24 protein-coding genes and 1 rRNA gene are annotated in these 26776 nt (G+C 45.2%); 9 read left to right on the top strand and 16 right to left on the bottom strand.

Features of this window, described 5'->3' with window-relative positions:
* Positions 1 to 9 precede the first annotated feature (9 nt).
* Entirely contained in the window at positions 10 to 1320 is a 1311-nt protein-coding gene (locus tag ERX35_RS10550) for a PepSY-associated TM helix domain-containing protein (RefSeq protein ID WP_149459857.1), read from the top strand.
* Positions 1321 to 1351: 31 nt separating this feature from the next.
* Here the strand turns inward: ERX35_RS10550 and ERX35_RS10545 are convergent, their stop codons facing one another.
* Both ERX35_RS10545 and ERX35_RS10540 read right to left on the bottom strand, forming a co-directional pair.
* Positions 1352 to 2956 carry an ABC transporter substrate-binding protein gene (locus ERX35_RS10545; RefSeq protein WP_149459856.1) on the bottom strand — a complete coding sequence of 535 codons (1605 nt, stop codon included), beginning with the start codon at positions 2954 to 2956 and terminating at the stop codon, positions 1352 to 1354.
* 11 nt (positions 2957 to 2967) lie between these two features.
* Positions 2968 to 4578 carry an SgrR family transcriptional regulator gene (locus tag ERX35_RS10540; RefSeq protein WP_149459855.1) on the bottom strand — a complete coding sequence of 537 codons (1611 nt, stop codon included), beginning with the start codon at positions 4576 to 4578 and terminating at the stop codon, positions 2968 to 2970.
* Positions 4579 to 4985: 407 nt separating this feature from the next.
* Here ERX35_RS10540 and pgaC point away from each other — a divergent pair, with 407 nt between their 5' ends.
* The 3 genes from pgaC to ERX35_RS10525 are packed head-to-tail and all read left to right on the top strand — an operon-like array spanning position 4986 to position 8352.
* Positions 4986 to 6185, top strand: coding sequence for a poly-beta-1,6-N-acetyl-D-glucosamine synthase (pgaC, locus tag ERX35_RS10535; protein ID WP_246143165.1), 1200 nt, complete (start codon positions 4986 to 4988; stop codon positions 6183 to 6185).
* Positions 6137 to 7312, top strand: coding sequence for an intercellular adhesin biosynthesis polysaccharide N-deacetylase (gene icaB / locus ERX35_RS10530; RefSeq protein ID WP_246143164.1), 1176 nt, complete (start codon positions 6137 to 6139; stop codon positions 7310 to 7312). The genes pgaC and icaB overlap by 49 nt, the downstream gene beginning before the upstream one ends.
* Positions 7309 to 8352, top strand: coding sequence for an acyltransferase family protein (locus ERX35_RS10525; protein WP_170234616.1), 1044 nt, complete (start codon positions 7309 to 7311; stop codon positions 8350 to 8352). The genes icaB and ERX35_RS10525 overlap by 4 nt, the downstream gene beginning before the upstream one ends.
* A gap of 93 nt (positions 8353 to 8445) precedes the next feature.
* On the opposite strand, the gene groL is transcribed toward ERX35_RS10525, so the two are convergent.
* On the bottom strand, positions 8446 to 10065 hold the full coding sequence (gene groL / locus ERX35_RS10520) for a chaperonin GroEL (RefSeq protein WP_149459853.1): 1620 nt from the start codon (positions 10063 to 10065) through the stop codon (positions 8446 to 8448).
* Positions 10066 to 10116: 51 nt separating this feature from the next.
* Positions 10117 to 10401, bottom strand: a complete 285-nt coding sequence (gene groES, locus ERX35_RS10515) for a co-chaperone GroES (RefSeq protein ID WP_149459852.1) — start codon at positions 10399 to 10401, stop codon at positions 10117 to 10119.
* Between the two features lie 172 nt (positions 10402 to 10573).
* Between groES and mroQ the strand changes: the two genes are divergently transcribed.
* Positions 10574 to 11341 carry an intramembrane glutamic endopeptidase MroQ gene (gene mroQ, locus ERX35_RS10510; protein WP_149459851.1) on the top strand — a complete coding sequence of 256 codons (768 nt, stop codon included), beginning with the start codon at positions 10574 to 10576 and terminating at the stop codon, positions 11339 to 11341.
* Between the two features lie 51 nt (positions 11342 to 11392).
* Here the strand turns inward: mroQ and ERX35_RS10505 are convergent, their stop codons facing one another.
* Positions 11393 to 12817 carry a phosphate--AMP phosphotransferase gene (locus ERX35_RS10505; RefSeq protein WP_149459850.1) on the bottom strand — a complete coding sequence of 475 codons (1425 nt, stop codon included), beginning with the start codon at positions 12815 to 12817 and terminating at the stop codon, positions 11393 to 11395.
* Between the two features lie 109 nt (positions 12818 to 12926).
* Between ERX35_RS10505 and ERX35_RS10500 the strand changes: the two genes are divergently transcribed.
* Positions 12927 to 14624, top strand: a complete 1698-nt coding sequence (locus tag ERX35_RS10500; RefSeq protein ID WP_149459849.1) for a M3 family oligoendopeptidase — start codon at positions 12927 to 12929, stop codon at positions 14622 to 14624.
* A 56-nt stretch (positions 14625 to 14680) separates the two neighbouring features.
* Here the strand turns inward: ERX35_RS10500 and ERX35_RS10495 are convergent, their stop codons facing one another.
* Positions 14681 to 15694 (bottom strand): LPXTG cell wall anchor domain-containing protein, encoded by a 1014-nt coding sequence (locus tag ERX35_RS10495; protein ID WP_149459848.1) that lies wholly within the window; start codon positions 15692 to 15694, stop codon positions 14681 to 14683.
* 235 nt (positions 15695 to 15929) lie between these two features.
* On the opposite strand from ERX35_RS10495, the gene ERX35_RS10490 reads away from it, so the two are divergent.
* Both ERX35_RS10490 and ERX35_RS10485 read left to right on the top strand, forming a co-directional pair.
* Positions 15930 to 16781 carry a VOC family protein gene (locus ERX35_RS10490; RefSeq protein WP_149459847.1) on the top strand — a complete coding sequence of 284 codons (852 nt, stop codon included), beginning with the start codon at positions 15930 to 15932 and terminating at the stop codon, positions 16779 to 16781.
* Between the two features lie 35 nt (positions 16782 to 16816).
* Positions 16817 to 17452 (top strand): nitroreductase family protein, encoded by a 636-nt coding sequence (locus tag ERX35_RS10485; RefSeq protein WP_149459846.1) that lies wholly within the window; start codon positions 16817 to 16819, stop codon positions 17450 to 17452.
* 85 nt (positions 17453 to 17537) lie between these two features.
* On the opposite strand, the gene ERX35_RS10480 is transcribed toward ERX35_RS10485, so the two are convergent.
* From ERX35_RS10480 to ERX35_RS10460, 5 genes are all read right to left on the bottom strand, one after another.
* A complete protein-coding gene (locus ERX35_RS10480; RefSeq protein WP_170234615.1) occupies positions 17538 to 18407 on the bottom strand; it encodes a MurR/RpiR family transcriptional regulator in 870 nt (289 codons plus the stop codon).
* Between the two features lie 13 nt (positions 18408 to 18420).
* On the bottom strand, positions 18421 to 19890 hold the full coding sequence (locus ERX35_RS10475) for a glycoside hydrolase family 32 protein (RefSeq protein ID WP_149459844.1): 1470 nt from the start codon (positions 19888 to 19890) through the stop codon (positions 18421 to 18423).
* A gap of 84 nt (positions 19891 to 19974) precedes the next feature.
* Entirely contained in the window at positions 19975 to 20733 is a 759-nt protein-coding gene (gene tatC, locus ERX35_RS10470; protein WP_149459843.1) for a twin-arginine translocase subunit TatC, read from the bottom strand.
* A 53-nt stretch (positions 20734 to 20786) separates the two neighbouring features.
* The gene (tatA, locus tag ERX35_RS10465) at positions 20787 to 20984 is read right to left on the bottom strand and encodes a twin-arginine translocase TatA/TatE family subunit (RefSeq protein WP_149459842.1); all 198 of its coding nucleotides are present in this window, start codon (positions 20982 to 20984) and stop codon (positions 20787 to 20789) included.
* A gap of 11 nt (positions 20985 to 20995) precedes the next feature.
* On the bottom strand, positions 20996 to 21628 hold the full coding sequence (locus ERX35_RS10460) for a redox-sensing transcriptional repressor Rex (protein ID WP_149459841.1): 633 nt from the start codon (positions 21626 to 21628) through the stop codon (positions 20996 to 20998).
* Between the two features lie 152 nt (positions 21629 to 21780).
* Between ERX35_RS10460 and ERX35_RS10455 the strand changes: the two genes are divergently transcribed.
* Positions 21781 to 23703, top strand: coding sequence for an ABC-F family ATP-binding cassette domain-containing protein (locus tag ERX35_RS10455; RefSeq protein WP_149459840.1), 1923 nt, complete (start codon positions 21781 to 21783; stop codon positions 23701 to 23703).
* 245 nt (positions 23704 to 23948) lie between these two features.
* On the opposite strand, the gene tsaD is transcribed toward ERX35_RS10455, so the two are convergent.
* From tsaD to rrf, 5 genes are all read right to left on the bottom strand, one after another.
* Positions 23949 to 24947: a tRNA (adenosine(37)-N6)-threonylcarbamoyltransferase complex transferase subunit TsaD gene (tsaD, locus tag ERX35_RS10450; protein ID WP_149459839.1), complete on the bottom strand. Its 999-nt coding sequence runs from the start codon at positions 24945 to 24947 to the stop codon at positions 23949 to 23951.
* On the bottom strand, positions 24940 to 25368 hold the full coding sequence (gene rimI, locus ERX35_RS10445) for a ribosomal protein S18-alanine N-acetyltransferase (protein ID WP_149459883.1): 429 nt from the start codon (positions 25366 to 25368) through the stop codon (positions 24940 to 24942). Before rimI ends, tsaD begins: the two co-directional genes overlap by 8 nt.
* Positions 25369 to 25379: 11 nt before the next feature.
* Complete coding sequence (gene tsaB / locus ERX35_RS10440; RefSeq protein ID WP_149459838.1) at positions 25380 to 26036, bottom strand: tRNA (adenosine(37)-N6)-threonylcarbamoyltransferase complex dimerization subunit type 1 TsaB; 657 nt, start codon at positions 26034 to 26036, stop codon at positions 25380 to 25382.
* On the bottom strand, positions 26017 to 26478 hold the full coding sequence (gene tsaE / locus ERX35_RS10435) for a tRNA (adenosine(37)-N6)-threonylcarbamoyltransferase complex ATPase subunit type 1 TsaE (protein WP_149459837.1): 462 nt from the start codon (positions 26476 to 26478) through the stop codon (positions 26017 to 26019). The genes tsaB and tsaE overlap by 20 nt, the downstream gene beginning before the upstream one ends.
* A 162-nt stretch (positions 26479 to 26640) precedes the next feature.
* Positions 26641 to 26755, bottom strand: a 5S ribosomal RNA gene (rrf, locus tag ERX35_RS10430).
* Positions 26756 to 26776: the final 21 nt, after the last annotated feature.

Raw genomic sequence — 26776 nt, 5'->3', positions numbered from 1 at the left:
TCCACACTTATGACGAAATACTTCAATAACATTTTCTGGCGCTGGCATTTTTACGCCGGATTGTTTATCACCCCTCTGCTCATCACATTAAGTATCAGCGGCATTTTATATTTATTTTATCCGCAAGTAGAGCAGGTCGTGAACCATGACGCACTGTTCGGTCAGACCGGTAAGCCAAAGCAGTCGTTAGACGCCGGTCTGCATGATATCGAAATGAAATATCCCGGCTGGCATGTGATGAAAGTCAGCTTCCCGAAAGCACACTATAACACACGCATCACATTGATGGGACCTGATGACGGCAGCAAAGTCATCTATCTTGATCATCATAACCATATTCAGGCTGCGCTTAATCCTGCCCAATTATTCTCGAATATCACAAGAGAATTCCATTCTCATCTGCTGACGGGCAACACTATTGTCAATTACATGGTCGAACTTGCTGCCTGCTGGACGTTATTTCTTATAGCGACCGGATTATTTATGACGTTCTACAAGAAATATTTAACGCAGCCGAAGTCCAAGATCGACCGCAAAAACAAAGCGAAATTCCACGCACTGCTCGGTACGGTATTCGCCCTGCCGCTTACACTGCTCATTCTTTCAGGACTGCCATGGTCAGGTTATCTCGGTGATAAAATTTACAGCTTTGCGGTCGACCATACGGTCATCGGCTTCCCGGAAGCTGAAAAGATAGCCCCTGTGTCAAATAATGAAATTCCTTGGGCGACGAGGAATGAGCATACTAATTCCACAGCTGCTCATAGCGCCCGGCTGCCGCTCAGCCGCGTCGTCCAGCTGGCAGAAGAAGAATCATTCCACAGACCGTATTCCATCAGTGTGCCGATGGATGACAGAGGCACTTACGTCTTATCAGTCAACAGTGCTACAGGCGTCACAGGACTCGACGCAAGCCCGTTTGATGAACGGACGATTCACCTCGACCAGTACTCCGGTATGAAACTTGCGATTTTTGATTTTGCTGATTACGGCATTCTCGCCAAACTAATTGCGATCTCCATTCCTCTTCATGAAGGTCAGCTGTTCGGTGTCATCAATCAGCTTATCAATCTGCTCGTTACTAGTGCCTTATTAGTTATTGCAGGTTACGGCATTAACATTTACTTGATGCGCAAAGTGCGGGGCAGCTTATCAAGTCCGCGCGCGCAGCGCTATAACCGTTATTCATGGATTTTTGCCGCGCTGCTGCTTATCATGGGAATACTGATGCCTTTGTTCGGCTTATCAGTGCTGGTTATTGCTGTAATAGAAATCATACTGCTCCTCGTACGCAGAAAGAAAAAACAATTAACCATATAATATATTATAAAGCGTGGTCTACTGACCACGCTTATTTTGTGACAATCATCCGGTCATATTTAAATGTGCCGTAGTGATAACATTGAAAGTTCTTCAGTGCATCCGGAAAGTAAATGACGCGCTTTCTGATATAAAGTGGAATAACGTACGCCTGCTCCACCCATTGCTCAAAAAGCTGCGCCGCATAACCTCTTGACGCTTTTGCAGACATATTTTTAATCGTACTGAGAAATTCTTTTGACGTTGTCAGCAGCTGATACCATTCCTTGAATTTACTCTGTGTCAGTAAATTGATGGTCAAGAGCGGCTGCGACTGATGAAGCGCTTCATACATCCATATTAAATCTACATCAATATGTGCCAGATTAGTGCGTAAATAAAGTTCATGCGTCAACTTCATATATTCAGCAGGAATATGATGATTGCTGAATATTTCAGCTATGAAATGAATATCATTGATTGACATATCATCCACTAAAATTTTCACGGGATGACAAAACTCCGGTGCTTCCATCGTCGTCTCTTCATAAGCTGATGACAATGTATAGAGGGCAGCGGGCAGTTCCAGCCGGCTGACGGCCTGCAGAATGATATGCCTGATAAATCGTCTTTGTCTCAATGATAATCTATCAGCAAGCGGGTTAAACACAAGCAGCTCGTTAAAAGCATAGCACAGCTGGGTCGTCATCCCTTTCGCCTTCATCAGACTCATGCTCTGGTCAACGGTGCGATGCCCCCGGGCAAAGTAATGGATGGTCTTGACGTCCGGATTGATAGGTTTATAGTAATAATTAGCTTTTAATACCATTTCAGTTGTCTCATGCTTATGAATATAATAAGGTCCGGTGCCTAATAGTTCTCCTTCTTCCAGCTTATAGATTGAACTGAACGTTTCTGCCATCATATATTTGATATTATTGCACGGTTCAACAAATGTCAGTGCCAGATGAGTGTCATCAAATAGTTCAATGGACAGGAGTGATTGGTATAAATACTGGTATTCGCTCTGCTCTTTTAAGATCAGCAGCACATATTTGACATGCTCACTCGTCAGTAAACTGCCATTACTAAAGAGAATGCCTTTCTTCAAATAAAGATGCAGAATATTATCCTGCCATTCATCATAGCGCAGCAGCTGATAGACGATTTCTCCAGTTTCATCTACTCTGTACAGCGTCTCAAAGACTTGCAGACAAATTTGAATACCGCCCAGTTCCTTCAAGTAGGCCGGATGAAGCGTGACAGGAATGGTCGGTACATAATCCATGACTGTCACTTCCAGCGGCTTATCATCCGGATGGAAGTACTGCTCCATCAAGCGCTCTTTCAGTGATTCAACGACTGTGATGCTCCAGGGGAGCGATAAGAGCTCGTTGATTTCTGCCAAAGTCATCGTTTTATCGTGATTGACGATTTCAAAAAACAGCTGTTTTTCAATATCGATGAGAAAATCGAGATGACATTTATTGCCCCGCCCCTGCCCGGGATAATATTCAATATAACCTGCATCCTCCCATGTTTTCAGCAGTCTTGATAACTGCCTTCCTGATAATCCCAGCACTTCAGCAAACAGATTCATCTCAAATTCATGCTGCTCCAGTAACCGTTTAACAATCAATAACCGCGTGTCTATCATAACTATCCCTCCTATGCTGCTGTCACAATGATCTTACTGTAGTCGACAATACCAAAGTGACCAGGTCTGACATTTTTAAACGAAGAAGGAAAGCGATAATGATGCTCTATTCTGTAGACAGGAATAAACAATGCCTGCTTCATTAAGTAGTCCCCGTACATCCGCTCTGCATAAGGCCAGTATGCCGCGTGACGGTTAGTGTATATATATCGGAGCTTCGTACTGCAGGCCATGTCTTTGAACCACTCTTTGAATTTGCTGCACTGCAGCCAGCCATAGAATAATCGGTCCGGTTCATATATTTCATTCATACCGATGATATCGGCATCCGAGTCATCCAGATGCATATACTTAAAATCATGTGACGAGGTCATCACGACTTCAAGCGGAATGCCTGCGCTTTGTAAATAATCTGTCAGCTTTAAATGATGGTCTGAATCCTGCCGGACCAATATTTTAACAGCGTCACTAAATATCACTTCATTGTCCCGTATTCTCTCAAGAGCAGACAAATATGTGTCGAAGAGCCGACAGGACGAAGTGCCACCTTGCTGCGCAAAGTAGTCCATTATCCGAAGCGACAAATAACGTCTCTGCTTAATATTAAGTCTGTCACTCCGGGGATTAAATATAAAACTTTCCATACTGACCACTTCATCAGCAGTGAGCTCGGTGAACTGACGTGCCTTCAAAAAATCGTTGTATTCCTCTTTATCGGTCGTGAGCCATAAAGTCGTAATATCACTTGTATTGTTGAAATAGAAGAGATTGGACTCAAGTTTCAAGGTGTCCCGCTGTCTCTCAGCGATACAATACGGTCCGGTACCAATGTATTCTCCTTCTTTCTCTTTATAAATACTAGCAGGCAAAGTCGTCAGCTTCTCGCGGATGGAATCAATATGCTGCGTGCCGGTGATTTCAACAGTATAGAGCCCGCTCGCCTTAATGCATTCAACCGTACTGAAGAACCTCTTATAGCGTTCATGGGTAATCAGCTCGTTAAGACAGGTGGCCACACATCTTGCATTCATGACCGTTCCATCAGAGAATTTTACATTCCGTTTTAAATGAAGCGTTAAAATATTTTCATGCCATTCCTCAAAGATGACAAGAAACGGCTGAATGTCTCCTTTTTCGTTGAAGTGATATAACCGGCTCATCGTGTTAACAATGATCAGTGAAGTGTTGGGATCCAGTAGTGTCAGCGGATGGTATGAGGAGGGTATGAATGAGATGTATTCCATATAACTGAAGTCAGGGTAGATATAGCATTTTTCATTTCTCGCATTAGCGACAGCGTCATTAATCACTGTATGGATTTGTCGTTTCACCCGCTGCGGCAATGGCAGCTTCAACAGTTGCGTAATTTCTTCAATAGACTTCTTTTCTATAGCACCGAAAAAATAGTCGATCACTTGTTCTTCTACATCCATTTTAAAGTCTATTTTCGAGTTATTCCCTCTGCCGTTTCCTGCTTTGTAATCTATCAGACCTTCATTCTCCCATTTTTTCAGCATACGTGTTAACTGTCTGCTGGAAACATTCAAGTATTCTGCGATTTGTTCTCTTGTGCGATTAGCTCCTGCAATATAGTCCTTAAGCAGCAGTAATTTAATATCCATAATAAACACCTCTATCTGTGCTCTTCATGTCAGAGCCGATCTACATAATAACTCATACCTTATAATCTAACTATTAAACCATATATTGTTACAAGATAAAAGAACGGCTCATATTTTATAGTTGTCAATGGATACTTTATTAAAATTATAAAATACTATTAGCATATAGTGTAAGATATTTAATTCTATCTTTTATTAATTCATTATTTTAATGTATAAAAGAAGACATTATGAATAGATATGACACTTTTTATTATTTATTTTAAATATTACTATTCTCATATGGAAAGTTAAATCTCATTAATGATTCTGCTTTTCAATACAATCCATTGACTAGAAGGAGATGATTCTATTTGACAGCCTTAATTAATGCATTCGGTGCATTCCTGTTGTTCTACCCCATTACTATGGCGCTCTTCTGGGTGATCGGCTCTTTATTCTATTACTTGATTATAGAAAGAAAACTGAAATGGAAGCAGCAGATGTCAAGCGAGGAAGGCATCACATTTTTAGTGCCCTGTTACAATGAGGCTGAGACAATTGAAGAGACCATCAGAAATCTTCAGTCATTAAGCTATCCGAAGAAAGAAATCATCATTATTAACGACGGCAGTTCAGACCAGACATCCGCCGTTATTAAAAAACTGAAAACGCAGTATACATTCCAGTTCATCGATTTAACAGTCAACCAAGGGAAAGCTCAAGCTTTGAATACAGCTGTGAAATCCGCCCGCTACAACTACATCATGTGTATTGATGCTGATACAATCATGGATGATGACGCGCCGTATTATATGATTAAACATTTAATTGATGATTCAACGCTCGGGGCAGTGACCGGCAACCCAAGAATACGTAATAAGTCCTCACTGCTCGCAAAAATACAGACAGTTGAATATGCCAGCATGATCGGCAGCATCAAACGGGCGCAGACGATGAACGGTTACGTCAATACGATTTCCGGCGTATTCACTTTATTTAACAAAAAAGCGCTGGAAGATGTCGGTTTCTGGGATATCGATATGATTACTGAAGATATCGCCGTCTCCTGGAAATTCCACACAGGCGGCTACGGCATCCGCTATGAGCCGCGCGCCTTATGCTGGATGCTTGTCCCGGAAACACTGTCAGGTCTCTGGAAGCAGCGTGTGCGCTGGGCTCAGGGCGGTCACGAAGTACTGTTAAGAGACTTTAAGAGCGTTGTATCAAAATTCAATTTCCCTTTATGGTTTTTGTATTTTGAACAAGTGTTATCAATCATCTGGGTGTACAGTACGTTATTTACTTTAGCAGCATCTCTCCTAAGTTTTAACTTCCTGGATTATTACTACTATGAATATCACTTTTCCATTTTCATACTTTCAGCATTTTTGATGACTGTCACCAACTTAGTTCAGTTCTCCATCGCCATGTTAATTGACAGCAGATACGAAAAACATCATTGGGGTTACTTGTTCTTCCTGAGCTGGTATCCAACGTTCTACTGGCTGATCAATGCAGTCGTCGTCGTATTTGCACTACCTAAAGCATTGAAGCGTAAGAAAGGAGTGTTTGCGACATGGACAAGTCCAGACAGAGGCAGTATCCAGTGGTCAAATCAAGACTGAACTGGATACGTGAATTATTTATTTTACTGTGCTCAGCGATTTTATGGAGTTACTGCTTTATGGTAATAGCCGTCTTAGCGGCAACTTTGTTGAACACAGACACTTATCTCATCCAGTTAATCAGAACGATGCTGAATATCGAACGCGATCAAATCATCATCTTATATAGACTTTTCACGCTGATTGCCGTGGTGATCACCTTATATTTAACGTTCATCTGCATCAGACGACAACGTTCAGTCAGTTCTCAATCAAGACGCCGTTCTCTGCTGTCGGATCAGTATCGCGGCGCAGCAAAGAAGTTCTTTAATATGCTACTGCTGCTCCTTGTGCTGTCATTAATCGTCAACGATTCAGCAGCAGCTGTTAAGAAACTGCCGGCAGACAAAAATGCCTGTCTCGGCTTAAATTATCACCGTGTCCGTGAGCAGAACTTTATTGACAGCATGCTGATGCTGCTGTCCAACAGCAAGGAGCTTAATATTTACAGCATTACTGATCAATCATTCGACAACCAGCTGAAATGGCTGACCGCTCACAATGCACGTTTTGTAACCCTTGATGAACTGCTCAGCTATAAGGAATCCGGGCATTTTCCTGCCCGCTGCGTCTGGATCAACTTCGATGACATGGATTCCACCATTGAAAAAAATGCGCAGCCGATACTCAAAAAATATAATGTACCTGCTACCGGCTTTGTCATTACAGGAGAAGTCGGCAATCCGAACTTCCATAATTTAAAGATGATAGATTATAGCGGCTTAAAAGCGATGGAGGACTCGGGGTTATGGACATTCGCCTCGCACACAGACAAACTGCATTCGATAGTCAAAAAAACATCGATGTTCATCAGACCGGAAAATCAGGCCGCTATACAGCAGGACATCAACAACAGTACAGATTATCTGGCAGAAAACTTAAATGGTAACGTAACAGCGATGGCTTATCCTTATGGTCAGATTGATGATGAAGTGATTGAAGAGCTCAAAAAGACTCAGCTGACGTACGGCTTTACGCTGGAAGACGATGTCATTACTCCTGACAGCGACGATTACTATCTCCCGCGCATTTTGATCAATGACGATTCATTCAATACACTTGTCAAAACATGGGAGGGATTTCAATGAATATAAAGACGCCGAAGACAGAGCTGAATTATTTAAGGATTATTTTCTGTCTAATAATCATCACGACACATATACTGACAGAATATACATTGAACTATCAGCCGGACGATAAACAGATCAAAGTCATCTACTGGATCAGAATGGCCATTATTTTCGGCACACCGGGATTCATCATGCTGTCACAGCTGCTTGTCACGATGAACTATAAAGCAGCACTGCCTAAAAATTACTTGTCCTCACGGTTCAGCTTTATCGTCGTCCCTTATTTAATCATCGGCTTGTTCTACAGCTTAAGTGAAAGCCAGGCGAACGGTCACACTTACTGGCATGAATTCATGTTTGCCGTTGTCTCAGGCAACTGGCACGGTTACTTCGTCATCGTCATCGTCCAGTTCTTTCTCTTGAATCTCATTGTCTACAAATACTTTCCGGGATTGCTGGGCTCTAAATTAGCGGTCGTCGCTGCTTTCGCTGTCAATACCGCTTATTTATTCGCCCACAACACGATTGAGCCTTTCCGTCAGTTTATGGCCGCTTATTATCCGCTCAGCCCCGATACTTTCATACTTGGATGGATCAGCTATTATTTCATCGGTTCATATATCGGACTGAATTACGAGCGCTTTTTGACATTCGTCAAAGAACATACGACAGTTGTCATCATCATGGCCATTGCCTCCTATATGCTGTTCATAGTCATCAAGCAGCACGATTACTGGGATGTCAGCAGCTTTAACTATGCGACTATTTTATTCACTGCCTGCATGTTTCTATTAATGCTGAGAGTCAGTACAACAATGACTTCATTTATGCCCAAAACAGCCGCCCAGATCAGCGCCTATTCATTCTTCATCTACTTGTTCCACCCACTGATACTCGATGCTGTCTACAACTATACATCACGCTTCCAGGAACATACCATCCTGTTCATCTCGACGTCAATCATCATCGTCCTTGGATGCTGCATCGGTGTCGGCACACTGCTCCGTGACTTCCCGATATTCAAATACGTTATCGGCAAGCAGCCTTACAAACTATAACGAGTGACCATTTACCGGCCACTCGTTGTTCTTCTATAGATTCACCTTGAAACAAAAAAGAGATGTCCGGCTGGACATCTCTTGTTGTGTATATTACATCATCCCCGGCATGCCGCCCATTCCCATGTCTGGTGCTGCTTCTTTCTCCGGGATGTCTGCGACGACTGCTTCTGTTGTTAAGAACATCGCTGCGACGGATGCTGCGTTCTGTAATGCGGAACGTGTCACTTTAGTCGGATCCACGATACCCGCTTCAATCATGTTCACCCATTCGTCTGTCGCTGCATTGTAACCGACACCTGTTTCAGCGTGTTTGATTTTCTCAACGATGACTGAGCCTTCAAGACCTGCATTTTCAGCGATCTGACGGATCGGTGCTTCTAATGCTTTCAAGACGATTTTGACGCCTGTTGCGACGTCGCCTGCTGCTTCTACTTCAGCAACTTTGTTGTAGATGGATACTAATGCTGTACCACCGCCTGCGACAATACCTTCTTCTACTGCTGCACGTGTAGAGTTCAGTGCATCTTCGATACGAAGTTTACGCTCTTTCAGTTCTGTTTCTGTTGCGGCACCGACTTTAATCACTGCCACGCCGCCTGCAAGCTTCGCTAAACGCTCCTGCAGTTTTTCTTTGTCGAATTCAGAAGATGTTTCTTCAATCTGTGCTTTCAGCTGTCCGACACGTGCGTCGATGTTGCTTGAGTCGCCTGCACCTTCAACGATTGTTGTATCGTCTTTAGTGACATGGACTTTCGCTGCTGTACCGAGCATGTCGATTGAAGTTTCTTTCAGTTCAAGACCTAAGTCATCAGTGATGACCTGGCCGCCTGTCAGTATCGCTAAATCTTCAAGCATGGCTTTACGGCGGTCACCGAAGCCCGGTGCTTTCACTGCGACTGCTGTGAACGTGCCGCGCAGACGGTTTAAGACGATGTTAGTCAGTGCGTCGCCTTCGACATCTTCAGCGACAATCAGTAATGGACGTGATGTTTGAACAATCTGCTCTAAAATCGGCAGGATGTCCTGGAATGAAGAAATCTTCTTATCTGTGATTAAAATATACGGGTTATCCAAATCTGCTACCATCTTATCTGAGTCTGTGACCATATAAGGTGACGCGTAACCACGGTCAAACTGCATCCCTTCTACAACTTCAAGCTCTGTCTTGAAGCCTTTAGATTCTTCAATCGTGATGACACCGTCGTTACCGACTTTCTCCATCGCTTCAGAGATGAACTGACCGATCTCTTCGTCAGCAGCTGAGATAGCACCGACCTGCGCAATCTCTTCTTTGCTTGATACTTCTTTAGAGATTGCTCTTAACTCTTCAAGAGCGACAGCGACTGCTTTGTCGATTCCTTGACGGATGCCGACCGGGTTCGCACCGCTTGTGACGTTTTTTAAGCCTTCCTGAATCATCGCCTGTGCAAGAACTGTCGCTGTTGTTGTACCGTCCCCTGCGATTTCGTTGGTTTTATTCGCTACTTCTGCAACGAGTTTCGCCCCCATATTTTCGTAAGGGTCTTCCAGCTCGATTTCTTTCGCGATAGTTACACCGTCATTTGTGATTAATGGTGCGACGAATTTTTTATCTAAAACAACGTTACGTCCTTTAGGTCCTAAAGTCACTTTGACTGCATCTGCTAATTTATCAACACCTGCAAGCATTGAACGTCTAGCATCTTCTGAGAACTTGATTTCTTTTGCCATTCTAATAATTCCTCCTATTTGATAGTAAGCATATTTAGAAATTTTAAAGTTTTATTGTACGATTGCAAGTACGTCTTCTTCAGTCAGTACTAAGTATTTATCTTCTCCAAGCTTCACTTCAGTACCACCATATTGAGAATAAACGACGCGGTCGCCTACTGAAACTTCCATTTCAGCCCGTGTCCCGTTATCAAGTAAACGTCCAGGTCCTACAGCAACGACTGTACCTTCATTTGACTTTTCTTTTGCCGATTCAGTCAGGATGATACCACTTGCTGTTGTCTGTTCTTTTTCAGTTTTTTCAACTACGATACGATTACCTAATGGTTTTAACACGATACTTCCTCCTCAGATTGTAAAATGACCTAGCACTCTGTCATGTGAAGTGCTAACAATTAAATAATAATCAAAGAAGGTCAAAAAAGCAATTATTTTGCTGCATTAATTTTTTACGCGTCACAGAATTTAATGTACAATAAGACAGTATCTTGTCATAAAGGAGCAAACCATGAAAATTAGACGTCTCTGGGCCAATATTCTGATTGTCCTGATTTACGCAGCGTCACAGCTGTCATCACTCATCCCCCTGCTGATCTATCAAAATGATGGATTAACACCTAATGAACTGTACGCAAAAACCATTCCCTTTCTAGTCGGCGGGTTTATCATCGCCGCTATTCTTGTCTATTTTGTCAACCGTTCCATTATCAATGAAACAGCATTGGAGCGCTCGCCGAAAGAACGCTGGCGCTATACGATTATATGGATGGTTGCCGGGCTGTTCCTGGCGCTGTTCGCGCAGATGATCATGAATATGATCAACGTCTATATTTTCAATCAGCCGGTTGAAAGCCAGAATACGACGAATATACTGGATATTGCCCGGAAATTCCCGGTGTTCATCGTCCTTATTTCTGTCGTCGGTCCGATATTGGAAGAATTTGTCTTCCGCAAAGTTATCTTCGGAGAACTATACGAACTGATTAAGTTACCACGTGCTGCCGCTTTCATTGTTGCCGGAGCAATCAGCGGTCTGATTTTCTCGACTGCGCATAATGATGTCGACCATACATTGATTTACATGGGAATGGCATTCGTCTTTGCCGGATTATATGTAGCGACGCGACGCATTATCGTGCCGATTGTCGCCCATATGACGATGAACACATTCGTTGTCCTCATGCAGCTCGTCTTCAGTGACCAGATTGAGCAGGCCGCACAAAAAGCAAAACTGTCTACACAGTTCATCTGGCTGAGTGTTAAACACTGGCTGTAATCAAATCCATAAAAAAACGCCAAGCTCTCACTTGGCGTTTTTTGTATGGGGTTAAATATTGAGCCGTTTCTCGCAGTGCCCGATGATTGTTTTCAGCGCTTTAATCCGGGCTGCTTTTTTGTTGTTGGCAGGAACGATGACCCACGGCGCATCATCCGTTGATGTTTTTTCGATCATATCTTTACTCGCTTCCAGATAAATGTCCCACTTCTCACGGTTGCGCCAGTCCTCATCAGTGATCTTCCACTGTTTATCAGGCGTCTTCTCACGGTCTTCAAACCGCTTCAGCTGCTCATCTTTATCCAGCACCAGGAAAAATTTAATGATGATTGCCCCTTCAGTAATCAGGCTCTTCTCAAACTCCTTAATCTCTTCGTAAGCCCGCTGCCACTCAGTCGTACTTGCAAAGCCTTCCACACGTTCGACAAGCACGCGTCCATACCAGCTGCGGTCAAAGATTTCAATGTGTCCTGTTCGCGGTAGGTCAACTGCAAAGCGCCATAAATAAGGATGGGCAAGCTCTGTTTCAGTCGGCGCTGATATCGCGTTCACTTCGTAGCCGGTCGGGTCCAGCGCTTCACGCACGCGTTTAATATTACCGCCTTTACCGGCAGCATCCATTCCTTCATACACAAGAATGAGCGGCACTTTCTGCTCATACAGTGCATATTGAATTTCACGCATGCGGTTTTGCAGTGCAGGCAGCTGTTCTTTATAGTCTTTTTTGGACATGTCGTCTTCTGTATCGACAAAGAGGTCTGTCGTGAAATCCGCGGTGAACTTGCCGTCCACTTCCGGCTTTTTCTTTTTCTTATACTTTTTCAGTGCCTTTTCCAGTCTGTCGATGATCACTTCGTACATCTCGCTAATGGCCTGCGTACGTTCTGTATAGTTGATCGTCGTCCACGGCGAAATATCAGCGGTATTGCTGATCAGTTCCTTCATGCCGTTCTCGTATAGTTCTTTCGGAATAGCATGCTCAAATTCTTCAGCCTTCCAGCGTGTCAGTGGATTTTCTTTTGTCTTCTCGATGTGCTCCTGACGCTTATCCTCGCTGATTTCCACATGGAACTTAATGATTTCATAGCCGTCATTGATGAGCAGCTTTTCAAAGCCTTCGATTTCCTGCTGCAGCACTTGATAGTCTTTGTAAATATCTTTTTTAAAGCCATGATATTCGTAGTCGAGAAGACTCGCATACCAGCTGCGGAAGTAAAGAGTTACTTCACCTCTTGCAGGCAGGTTGGTCCAGTAAGGGAACAGAAACGGCATGCGCAAGTCTTCAGGCGTCGGAGTTTTAGTCGCATAGAACTGCGTATACTTCGCATCGAGCGCCAGCAGCAGTTCGTTAGCAAGCCGTGATTTCCCAGATGCCGCTACCCCTTCAAACAAAACCATGACCGGAATTTTCGCCTCATGAGTCAAGCGGACAAGCTCTGCTGCTTTCAACGCTAATTCTTCGTTTACTTTTGTCATCCTATCATCCCCTTTTCGTTCCATAATAACATATAACACCTTTTGAAATATATTTCAAATCCCGAACAACTATTGTAATATTAAAGAAGATAAACAAAGGAGGATATCGATGACTACAACTTTTAAAGATTATACTTATCAGCGCCCTGACCTTGGTGCGACGAAGCAGACTTTTGACATACTGCTCGAGAAATTTTCTGCTGCTGAATCAGCAGAGGCTCAGCTTGCAGTGATCAAAGAGCTGAATCAAATCCGCAACGACATTAACACTAACTATTCATTAGCGATGATCCGTGCATCGATCGACACGAATGACCAGTTCTATTCCGATGAACGCGATTATTTTGACGATCATGCAGCAGCACTTGCAGCACTTGAAGCCGATTACTTCAAAGCATTGACGACCAGCGCATTCAAGGATGAACTGGAAGAGCGACTCGGCTCTCAGCTGTTCAGCCTCGCTTACAACGTCGTCAATTCCTATTCAGATGACGTCAAAGACTTGATCAATGAAGAGAACAAGATCAGCAGCGAATATTCCAAGCTGATTGCCAGCGCTGAAATTGACTACGACGGCAAAGTGCTGAACCTTGCACAGATGGCACCTTATACGCAGTCGACTGACCGTGCTGTCCGTAAAGAGGCTGCATTAAAAGTACAGGAATTCATGAGCACCAATCTCCATGCCTTCGATGATATTTATGACCGTCTCGTCAAAGTGCGCCACAAAATTGCCGTGACGCTCGGTTTCGAGAACTTTATCGAGCTCGGTTACATGCGGATGCAGCGCATCGACTATGATCAGACGATGGTGAGCAGCTACCGGAAACAGATTAAAGACCATGTCGTTCCGCTTGCAACAAAGCTGTACGACCGTCAGGCTGAACGCATCGGTGTCGACAAACTGAAATTTTATGATGAAGTCATCGTCTTTTTGAGCGGCAACGAAAACCCGAAAGATGAACCGGCTGTTATTCTAGAGAACGGCCGCAAAATGTATGAAGCGCTCAGTGCTGAAACTGGTGAGTTCTACGACTTCATGATGAAGCGGGAACTGTTTGACATCGAAGCTAAAAAAGGCAAAGAAGCAGGCGGCTACTGCACGTTCATCGATAACTACAATGCACCGTTCATCTTCGCGAACTTCAACACGACGGATCATGATATTACTGTGCTGACGCATGAAGCGGGTCATGCGTTCCAGGTGTACTCATCACGTGACCTTGAAGTACCTGATTACTTATGGCCGACCCATGAGTCATGCGAAATTCACTCTATGAGCATGGAGTTCTTCACGTATCCATGGATGGACTTATTCTTCGCCAATGCCGACAAGTTCAAATACAAGCACATCGGCGACGCTGTTCATTTCCTGCCGTACGGCGCTGCCATTGATGAGTTCCAGCATAGAGTTTATGAACGCCCTGGTATGACCCCTGTAGAACGCCGCCGCGTCTGGACGGAACTTGAAGAGAAATATTTACCTCATCGTGATTATGATGGTATTTATCCCCTGTCAGAAGGTTCCTTGTGGCATCGCCAGGGACACGTCTTCAGCTCGCCGTTCTACTATATCGACTATACACTTGCTCAACTGTGCGCCTTCCAGTTCTTCAAGCGCAGCCGTGAAGACTTCGATGGTGCATGGCATGATTATTTGAATCTCTGCCGATTAGGCGGCTCCATGCCGTTCAATGCACTTGTCAAAGAAGCGGGATTAAAATCACCATTTGAGCAGGGAACACTTAAAGAAGTTGTCGACTATCTTGAAGATTATATCGACAGCATCGACGACTCACAGTTTTAATACACAAAAAAGCGGCAGGGATTCTTGTGAATCCCTGCCGCTTTATATGTGATTGATTAATGGATGAACGATCTACGAAGGAATAATAGGCCTGCGAATAACAGACTCACTCCTGCCCATAGCAAATTCGTGTGTTGTCCGGTGTCCGGTAGTTGTTTCAGCTGTGTTCCGCTCGTTTGATGAACTTCCTTGTGTTCAGCAGCCTGTTGTTCAGCAGGCATTTTTTCAGTGAACTGCTGTACAACGGGCGGATTTCCGGCAGGCTGCTGTTCAGCGGCTTTTTTTTCAACGTGCGGCTCAGCGATTTTTGCTGTTCCCGCCTGATGTCCGGGGACTTGTTGAGTGACCAGCTGATTCACTTTATGATCAAGAGACCGGTAGTAAGATTCTCCCTCAACCGGCGAGAACTTACCCGGCCGAATTGTTGCCGGTGTCGACGGTTCAGCTGGACGCGCAGGTTCAGCCGTTCCTTCTGGAGCCGTCCGCTCATTTGATGCTGGTTGCTCAGTCGATGCCGGTTGCTCAGGCACTGACTGTTCACTGTGTACAGACGGCGTTTCAGCTGAATAAGGTTCTACAGACGGCACTTCAGCTGTAGCCGGTTCGGTCGTTGGCGCAGATGCCGCCTCCTCAGAAGAATTCACAGGCAGATTTTCAGGCGACACCACTTCAATCTCTGCTGTGCTGTCTTCCACTACTACTGATTCGGTTTCCTGAAATTCGGTCATTTGAGGTTCTGCCGCTGCAGGAGCAGACGTTGCTGCTTCTACTGGTACCGATTCCATCATTTCTGACTTCGTCATTGGACGTTCTGTCGTCGGCTGCTCCGTTGATGCTGACTCAGTTGCCGGCTGTTCAGTGACTGGCTCAGCCGCTGCTTCAGTAACATTTACCGGCGGCACTTCAGACGATACGACGGTTTTGTTTTCTCCAGTTGCCGCTTCAGTCGCTGCTACTTCGCCCGCAGCAGGCACTGTATTATTTTCAGATTCTGCAGCATAAGTTATTGAACTTACCAGCGCACCGGAAAAAAGCACTGTCAGACAAATAGAGTATTTAAACTTATGCATAATTAATTCCTCCAATTTATGGTTATACTAATTATATAAGATAGCGCTGAGGAATAGGGTGAAGTTCCGGTATTGTTATCTATTCTTAATAATATATATACGACTGCAATATCTTTATTCCTTATTTAATTAATAGTTAAAATGCTGTAATAAGCATCTGTAGTTACGACTTTACTTTTTGGATGAATGATAATATTGTAAGTAGTAAGTATAAAATATATATCAAGGAGTCAATATGGAAACTAAATTTTTTACGACTGACACTCATATGGGGGCTGTACATTTAAACGTGAATTTCATGGATAATTCTATTCGCTTCTATACTGATATTATCGGGTTGAAAGTTATAGAGCGTAACAGTCAGTACACGATGCTCGGCACCGGTGAACAGCCGCTGCTTTATCTTTATGAAACAACATCACCGCGTAAAGCACGACAGGCAGGCCTTTATCATATGGCTTTCCTTGTGCCTTCCCGCACGGAGCTCGGCAATGTCTTCCAGCATTTAATCAACACCGGTTATCCGCTGAGCGGCGCAAGCGATCACTTTGTGTCAGAGGCCATCTATCTGCAGGACCCTGAAGGGAACGGCATTGAAATATACCGCGACGTGCCAAGTATGGAGTGGACGTATGACGATAACGGCTTCATCAATATGGGAACAGTCGAGATGGATTACCAGGGCGTGCTTGATGCGAATGACGACTCTTCGTTTAACGGGCTTCACCCTGATACAGTGATGGGGCATGTTCATTTATCGGTGAAAGAATTACCGGAGACGATTAAGTTTTACGAAGATGTATTCGGTCTTGATGTCATGACTTTGTACGGCAGTCAGGCAGCCTTTATGAGTGCCGCAGGTTATCATCACCATCTCGGTCTGAATACATGGGGACGGGCAGAAGATACAGCTGAACTGAATGATCCCGGCCTCCGTAAATATGAAATCAACTTCCCGAATTTCGAGGATTTCGAATATTTTAAAAATAAATTGACGGAATTAGGATTAACTACTGATAGAGACGGGAACTCAGAACTTGTAAGAGATCCGAACGGCATTGGAATCCGGGTCATGTTCAAACAGTAGCCGTATACTGATAATCTATTGAAGGAGTGATTATGATGAGTTTATTTAACAAAAAAGATGACAAGCAGGAATACAAGCATTTAGAAGGGGCAATGGAAAAAAGACGGTCAGTGTATCACTTAGAACCGAAATCTCCTATATCAGATGCTGAAATCGAAAAGATTTTAACAGAGGCAGTTAAATTTGTACCATCAGCATTCAATTCACAGAGCACACGTATCGTACTGTTGCTGAACGATAACCATAAAAAACTCTGGGACTTAACAAAAGATGCGCTGCAGGAGGTAATGGGTGCAGACCGTGACTTCGCAGCAACTGAACAGAAGATCAATAGTTTCAAAGCAGCTTACGGCACTGTTTTATTCTTTGAAGACACAGGAGTCGTCAAGGGATTACAGGAGAAATTTTCGAGCTACGCTGCCAAGTTTCCGCAATGGAGCGAGCATACAAATGCTATGCACCAGTATGCCATCTGGACTGCATTCGCCGTTAAAGGCTTAGGCGCGTCATTACAGCACTATGACGGTGTCATCGACGAACAAGTCTACGAAACATTCAGCCTGCCAAAAACATGGCGCCTGATTGCCCAGATGCCATTCGGCTCTATCGGGTCAGAGCCGGGTCCAAAAGACATTTTACCTGTCGAAAACCGTCTAATCATTAAGAAATAGTTTAAAAAGCCGCTCAGCTGAGCGGCTTTTTTGTGGCGTCTGCAAGTATTTTCGCCTGAGCGGTACCTTGCGAATATTCTCCCGGCTATTTTCGCCTGAGCGGTCCCTTGCGAATATTCTCCCGGCTATTTTCGTCCGGGCGGCCCTTTGCTGCAACGATGCCCTGCACTTCCTCAAGACCGCTTATGTAATGCATGACGGTTTCCTCCATCAGCCCGCATAAGACCGCAAACACACAGTCAATCACTACAACTTGTGTCAAGTATTCAGTCATCGACAGCATAGGATAATTATCCTCTTCTTTATAAGTCAGCAGTTTAATATCAGCATAGGACGGCTGACCAAGTGCTATAACTCGTACCTCTTTACTTCGCGCATAGCTCAGGAGTTCTTCGAAAGATTCCGTCCGCTCAGCTGTAAATATGACGTCCCCTTTAGACATATGAACTATCGCGCTTGCCGCAGCTCCTTTGTCATGCACTACTTCTGTTCTTTTATTAAGATGTGCGAGCTTTTGTTTGAAGACAGTCATCACTACTGAATCACACGCTTCAACAAGCAGTATATAACTTGCTGCTTTAAGACAGACCGCTGCTTCCTGGACAGCTGCCGCTTCTATTAATCTCTCAGTTCTGTCGAGTGCATAAACAGCTTGCTGAAATATTTTAGCAATTCGTTCATCCACGGGGTCAGATAAAGTCATTCCCTGCTGGCTACCGACCGGACCATCAAGCTCACGTGCCAGTTGGATTTTCAAGTCACGGAAGCCGCGCAGTCCGATCGTCCGACTGAAACGAACGACCGCAGCTTCACTTGCTGAGGCACGAATCGCAAGCTGCTTAATCGTCGCCTGCGTCACCCATTCAGCATGCTCCACGACTATGTCTGCAATGCGCTTCTCTACTTGCGTCAATGCATGTCGCCGTTCAGCAATCTCTACCAGTACAGAAAACACCGTGCCGCCTCCTCTAGTGCTGCAAGAGCTGATACTTCGTAAACTTAAAATAAACCTGCCCTGATTCTGTCGATGTTCGGATCCCGCGCGCATCACCGGCCGGAAAAATACGCGCAGTCATCACGCGCTCACCATGGTTCAGAAAAATCTCAATGCTCGATTCATCCATAAAAACTTGGATGTGCCTTAAATCATGCTCCAGCACAACAGACCGCCTCGTATCTTCGTCTCCCGCCAGCTGTCCGCTTTCCGACCGGTCAAGTGTGAAACGGCGTTCGCGTTGATTGTAGCTCAGCAGCGTCGATTCCTTTTTAGAGACACGGAGCTCAATATAAAATTCTGTTGATTCATTCTCAATGATATCGACAAGCAGCTCGTAGCAGTTTCCTTCGTAAGGATGCAGCTTAATATTGTGCTTCATCGCATACCCTTCCGCTGTCTCAACAGTCCCTCTGCGTTTCTGCCACTCTTTAAGCGGACGCTGCCGCAGCCGGCCGTCTTCCACTGTCAGCTCACGTGGTATCGTCAGGCAGTTCGCCCAGTTGTACGCATCAGTCGGATAAGCAGTGTCCGGCAGTCCCATCCAGCCGATCAACAGACGTCTGCCGTCTTCAGCGAGCGTCGTCTGCGGTGCATAAAAATCAAAGCCATGATCCAGTTCAATAAAGTCACCATGTGTCATCTGAAATGTCTCTTTGTCCAGCGTACCGAGCAGGTAGCCGGACTGATGAATATTTTTGTACTGCTCCCCATCCGCTTCGACTCCCTGCGGACAGAACAGTATAACGTCGTGGCCATCCAGCTCGAAATAGTCGGGGCATTCCCACATATAACCGAAGTCGGTATAATCGGTCTTCAGCTCAGAGACGAACTCCCAGTCTTTAAAGTCAGGCGACCGGTAGACGACGATAGTCCCTGTCTGATCCAGCCGCTGTGCACCGATGACCGCAAAATAACTGCCGTTGTCGAACCATACTTTCGGGTCACGGAAGTGCTCTGTGTAACCTGTATGAGGTCCTTTAATGATCGGCTGTTCGCGCTTCACAAAATCTTGAGACGTGAGCACTGCCACCAGCTGATAAGGGATGCGTTCCCAGTCCGCAGTGCGATGATTACCGGTATACACAACGTGCAGCTGCTCATCTACAACAATAGCTGAGCCGCTGTAGACACCATGAGAATCAAACGTAGTATCAGGTGCGAGTGCAGCGCCGTGCGCTTTGAACGTGACTAAATCATGTGACGTCAAATGATACCAGTATTTAACGCCGTGCACGGCACCGAGCGGAAACCACTGATAGAACAAGTGATACTCGCCCTTATAATAAACAAAACCGTTCGGATCGTTCAGCAGACCGGTCGGCGGCTGAATATGGAAGTGCTGACGCCACGGCGCACGGTCCGTCTCATCAAGCAGCTTCAAATATTCTTCTTCCGGCACGTCGCTCAGTTTCCTGTAACGCATCTCTCTCGTCCATTCCATTTAATCCGCCTCTTTCCCTCTGCTGTACTGTTTACTTAATTTTAGCATGAAGACACAAAAAAACCATCCCGAGATTGAGATGGTTTAATCGTTATTGAGTTCATCCTGCAGTAACTGCTGCTCCGCCTTCAAATACTGACGGTAGCCGATTTTGCTGATCTGGATGCTGACTTCATACAGGACAATCATCGGCAGCACGAAGATCACATACGTCATGACGTCAGGCGGTGCGATAATCGCTGCTACAACCATGAGCGCAAAGTATGCATATTTCCGGTTCTTCTTTAAAATGACCGGCGTGATGATGCCGAGCCTTGTCAGGAATAACAGCAGTATCGGCAGCTGGAAGACGAAGCCGAAAGGAATAGTGAATTTCAGCAGCTCATTGAAATATTCCCTGACACCGATCAGCTGATTGACCCCCATATCGGCTGCCAGTCCAATCGTGAAGTGAATCATGTAAGGAAAGATAATAAGGTAGCTGAACGTCAGACCAATCAAAAACAAGATGATGCTGACTGGAATATAGCTCAATGTGACTTTCCGTTCCTTCGGATGCAGGCCGGGCGAGACAAAGGCCCATACTTGATAAAGAATGACCGGCGAAATAATAATGATGGCAATCAGCATAATCACCGTAATATAGATGGTCAAAGGATCGGTCACTTTGAAGTAGTGCAATGTGATTTCCGGCGGCAGGTCATCCTTCGTCAGAAACTTTGTGACGCGCTTACCAAAGAAGAAGCCGACCATTACACCACCGACAAGGAAGTAGGCGATGATCATCAGCCGCTTTCTCAGCTCTTCCAAATGCTCGATTATCGTTAAATCGTCTTTACTCATTCGAGGTATTTCCCTCCCCATAAAAAAAACGGCAACAAGCTGCCGTTTTCAACTTATTTACGAACGTCTTTATCGTCTTTATCGTGGTCTTTCATAATGCCGTCTGTCGCATCTTTGAATTCTTTCAGCGATGAACCCATCGCGCGTCCGAATTCCGGCAATTTCTTAGGACCAAATATGATCAAGGCAATGACACCAAGGAATACAAGAATCGCTGGTGAAGCAAATCCTAATGTAGTAATTAAGAACATGTTTCTTCCTCCTAATGATTTTTCATAAAGAATATTAAAGACTGTAATTCGATACCTAAATCAATGTGATGGACGTGTACGCCGCTCGGTACGGTCAAACGTTCTGGTGTAAAGTTTAATATACCTTTAATCCCTGATTTTGTCACACGATTTGCTAATGATTGTGCGGCAGTGCCGGGCACTGTCAATATGACAATCTGAATATCCTGCGCTTCGATTATCTGCTCGAAGCGCTCAATGTCCTGCACCTCAATTTTACCGATATGCTTTCCGATAACCGCGGGATCTGCATCAAATGCCGCTTCAATCTTCATCCGGTCACTGACCGTAAAGTTATAGTTCACTAAGGCAGTCCCAAGGTTACCGACCCCGATGATTGCCACCTTTGTTATCATATCCTGCTGCAGAGTCGTCTTAAAGAAATTGAGCAGATACGCTACATTGTAGCCGTACCCTTTCTTGCCGAGTTCTCCAAAATATGAGAAATCCCGTCTGATGGTCGCGGAGTCAATCTGCAGGCCTTCACTTAATTCTTTGGACGAGACGCGGTCGACATTGGAATTATACAATGTGTCCACGAATCGATAATAAAGCGGTAATCGTTTCAGGGTGGCTTTAGGAATTTTTATCTCTTCTTTCGACATCCCGATCACCCAGTTTCTAATGTATTGTGATATACTTCACAGCAATTTATTATACCATGTAATGCCCCTGTTTACTAAGTGAAAATTATGTGACACGCTTTCAGATTCCCACTCATCCGTTATTCATGTAAAATGGATGAGAGGTGGAAATCATGATTCTTTTACAGGCAAGTCAACTCACTAAATCATTTTCCGGCGACACATTGTTTGCCGATGTTAAATTTGAAATTAAATCTAACGACCGCGTGGCTATTGTCGGGAGAAACGGTGCCGGCAAAACAACATTGATGAAAATTCTGGCAGGCGTCGAAAGCTACGACAGCGGTCATCTCATGCTCGCCAAAAATATACGGATGGGCTACTTGACCCAGCAGATGACACTTGATGCTGACGGGACAGTTTATGACGCGATGATGAAGCCGTTTCTGCACTTAGTGGCCATGGAACGGAAACTTCAGGACATAGCCGCATATTTAAGTGATGAGAGCGACAAGGCGGACTCCGCCGAATATCAGGAGAAGCTCACTGACTATGAGAAGCTGCAGGCGGCTTTCGAAGCAGAGGACGGCTATAAATACGACCATAAAATCAAGACCGTCCTGACCGGTCTGAATTTCAGAGAAGAAGACTTCAATCAGAAGATTGATAACTTCTCAGGCGGCCAGAAGACGCGTCTTGCACTCGCTGAGATGCTGCTGCAGGAACCAGACCTTCTGCTGCTCGATGAACCGACGAACCATCTGGACATGGAGACAACGGCGTGGCTCGAAAACTACTTGCTCACTTATAAAGGCGCCATCATTCTGATTTCACATGACCGCTACTTTCTCGATAAAGTCGTCGGGACGGTCTATGATGTGGCACTTGGACGTGTCACAAAATATGTCGGCAACTATTCGCAGTTCATTATCGAACGCGATGCATTCTACGATAAGATGACTGCAGAATATGAGCGGCAGCAGGCAGAGATTGAACGTCTGGAGACATTCGTCCAGAAGAACATCACACGTGCGTCAACATCAGGGATGGCGAAGAGCCGCCGGAAAGTTCTGGAGAAGATGGTACGCATCGAAGCGCCGAAGCTCGATGACCATTCCGTCAACTTGAACTTCAACATTGACCGTGAATCAGGCAATGATGTGCTGAGCGCGGAGCAGCTGGAAGTCGGCTATGAGACACCGATTACAGCCCCGATTTCATTCGACGTCAAGAAACAGGACGCGATCGCTGTCATCGGACCGAACGGTATCGGCAAGACGACATTGATCAAGACAATCGCGAAGCGGCTGCCGGCCATTAGCGGCCATATTAAATACGGTGCGAACGTCACTATCGGTTATTATGATCAGAAGCAGGCCGAGTTCAGTTCATCGAACACAGTGCTGGAAGAACTGTGGCAGTATTATCCGACGATGCCGGAGAAAGATGTCCGTGCGGTGCTCGGCCGCTTTCTGTTTGTGCAGGACGATGTGAAGAAAGCGATCAACGACTTATCCGGGGGCGAAAAAGCACGGCTGCAGCTGGCGAAGCTGAGTCTTGAGAACAACAATGTCCTCATACTCGATGAGCCGACCAACCACCTGGATATCGCTGCCAAGGAAATACTTGAAGAAGCATTGATTCACTACCCGGGCACTGTGCTGTTTGTCTCTCACGACCGGTACTTCATCAACCGTATCGCAACGAAAGTACTCAATGTCACTGCTGAAGGCGCTGCATTATTCCTCGGGGATTACACTTATTTCATCGAGAAAGAAGAAGAACGTGCCGCTCATGAAGCATATGACCAGCAAGAGCAGGCTGCTGCACCGAAAACATCAAGCTATGAAGACAACAAGCAGGCACGGAAAGAACGCCGCAAAATGGAGCGCGCTCTCCAGCAGCTGGAGGAAACAGTGGCGGCCCAGGAAACGCTCATTGCAGACATTGAGCATACGCTGACGCTGCCGGAAGTGTTCAATGACAGCCAGCGGAGCTACGAACTTCATCAGCAGCTGCTCGCAGCCCAGTCCACTCTTGAAGAAGCGATAGAACAGTGGGCAGAACTTGAAGCACTGCTTGAAGAATCGGAGTAATTGCCGGTTCTTTTTTTGTGCACAAAGTTATTCACAGGAAAGATGCGATATTGTCAGCCATCCACAAAGTTATTCTAGTTATCCACAGAAATCTGAAAATTTCATACGTATCCTTTCGTGTAAAATAGTTATTCCTTCAAAAGTTATCCACAATATGTTAACAACTTGTGTACAGGTACGTATGTTCTATTTGACTCAATCACCAGAATTTATACTAAAAAAGACCAGAAAATTAATTCCTGGCCTTATAAATCAAGTGAACTTCTGCCGTTCAGGCTGTAATCTGCAAAATGCTGCTGCCGGTATAGGAAATAAGCGGCGGCACCGATCATGGCTGCATTATCCGTACATAAGTTCAGCGGCGGAATATGAAGCTCAACATGATGCGCTGCTGCTTCTGCTGTTAATCGCTTCCTAAGTCCACTGTTCGCTGCCACGCCGCCGCAGACAATCAGTTCTTTAATATCATAAGCTTCAAGTGCCTCAAATGTCTTTTTGCTCAGCACGTCGACCACACTTGCCTGGAAGCTTGCTGCCACGTCTTCAGGCTTCACTGTTTCACCTTTCTGCTTTTTGTTATGCAGCGTATTAATGACAGCACTCTTCAGGCCGCTGAAACTAAAATCATAACCTTCCAGCACGGGTCTCGGGAAGTTTAATGTGTCTTTTCCCTCTGCCGCTAAGCGATCGACAAGAGGACCGCCTGGATACGGCAGGTCGATCGTCCGCGCCACTTTATCGTAAGCTTCTCCGACTGCATCGTCACGTGTCTCGCCGATCACTTCAAAGTTTAAGTGGTCACGCATCACGACAAGCTCCGTATGACCGCCTGACACAATAAGGGCAAGCAGCGGGAACTTCAGCGGTGCTACGATATGATTGGCATAAATATGGCCGGCGATATGATGTACAGGAATAAGCGGCTTGTTATGGCTGATGGCTAGAGCTTTCGCTGCGTTGATGCCGACAAGCAGGGCACCGATCAGGCCGGGCCCTTCCGTGACAGCGACTGCATCAATCTCCTCCATCGTCAATTGTGCTTCTTTCAAGGCATCTTCAATCACCATTGTAATGTTCTCGACATGATGACGGCTTGCTACTTCAGGTACAACACCACCGAATCGTTGATGTGACTCTATCTGACTGTTCACACTGTTACTGAGCACATCACGGCCGTTTCTGACGATACTGACTGCTGTCTCATCACAGCTCGTTTCCACTGCAAGAATTGTTATATCATTCATTTTTTAACCTCACCCACATCACTTTCGCATCCTGGCCGGGACCATAGTAATCACGTCTCAGGCCGCCGTACGAAAATCCTAGTTTTTCATAGACATGTCTTGCCGCAGCGTTTTCCTCACGCACTTCAAGACTCATCATCTCACACGTCATCCGCGCGTAGTTCATGACATACTCAAGGAGCAGCTGACCATAACCACAGCCTCGAAGCGTCTCAGCTATAGCGACCGTCGTAATCTGTGCCTGGTCAATGACAATCCAGAGGCCAAGGTAACCGATCACCTGGTCGTCTAATGTCATAACAAAATAATGACCGAATTCATTTTTTTCAAGCTCATGGTAAAATGCATCCATCGTCCATGAACCGGACGGGAAGCTCTGCTGTTCTATGTCATAGACTGCCGGGACATCGCCAACTGTCATTTTTCTGATGGTTAACCCTGGTTGTTCAGCCAATTGCGTTCAGCCTCCGATATTCTTAAGTAAGTCGGCTCAAATGTATGAACGTCGACTGCATCACCAATCAACCGGCGCATTTCCACACTCCGCGGAATGCAGTAGAAGACAGGTCCTTTTAACTGCTGCTCAAGCTTCACAGCATCCATACCGACGAATAAATACGGCAGATGCTGGTCTTTCAAGTAGCCATTCAGCTCAGCAATCGTCATATAGCTGTCTTCTTTAATCGTTTCAATAGTCACACCTTTATAGCGGTAAATACCTGTATAAACCGCATCTCTTCTCGCATCGATGACAGGGACCACTAGAAATTCATGCATTCTCACTGTTGCCGCAAGCGCCTTTAATGACGATACCGCATAGAGCGGTATATTCAATGTATAAGCAAGTGTCTTAGCAGCAGTCACGCCGATGCGAAGCCCGGTATATGAGCCCGGTCCTTTACTGACGACAATGCCTTCTAAATCTTTCATTTCTAAACCCGCATAGTTCATGACATAATCAACAGCCGGCATTAACGTGATAGAATGGTTGATTTTCTTTGCGCTGTTGAATTCAGCCAGCACTTCGATGCCATCGCTCACACTCACGGATAAGGGCTGATTCGCTGTATCAATATGAAGTAACTTCATCGTTCAGTGCCTCCAGTAATTTGTTGTAGTGTACTCCCTCTGCTGTCACAGTCACCTGGCGGGAATCGTCGGAAATTCGTTCAATCGTTATCGTTAAGTAGCCGGGCGGCAGAAACTCTTCAATCATCTGCGGCCATTCGATCAGCGTAACACCATCACCGTAAAAATAGTCATCAAATCCAAGGTCTTCGTCACTATTCTCCAGTCTGTAGCAGTCCATATGGTTAAATGGCATGCGGCCGTCATATGATTTGATGATGGTAAATGTCGGCGAGCTGATCGTTTTAGCTACGCCGAGCGCTTTGCCGAAGAACTGGCTGAAAGTCGTCTTACCAGCTCCAAGGTCACCTTTTAACAAATAGACGTCATTAGGCACTGCACGCTTAGCAAGGCGAGCTGCGAATATATTCATTTCTTCTAAAGAGTTAATTATCAGTTTCATCAATGATTCACCTACGTTAATTAATAATATCTATTGTAACATCTAATATGATGATTAAAACACTTTTATGGTGGCGTTCTCCTGTGTGCGAAGCAGGACACATTAAAAGAACACAAAAAAAAGAGACCTGAACGGTCTCGGTGCGGCTCATCGCATATTTCTGCCCGGCAGCGTCCTACTCTCGCGGGACGTCAGTCCAACTACCATCGGCGCTAGAGAGCTTAACTTCTGTGTTCGGTATGGGAACAGGTGTGACCTCTCTGCCATCGTCACCAGACAGATGGGGTGAATTATACCC

Source organism: Macrococcus equipercicus, from assembly GCF_004359525.2.
GTDB classification, from domain to species: Bacteria; Bacillota; Bacilli; order Staphylococcales; family Staphylococcaceae; genus Macrococcus; species Macrococcus equipercicus.
Note: the sequence above shows the minus strand (reverse complement) of the source record. Positions and strands in the feature narration are given on the sequence as shown.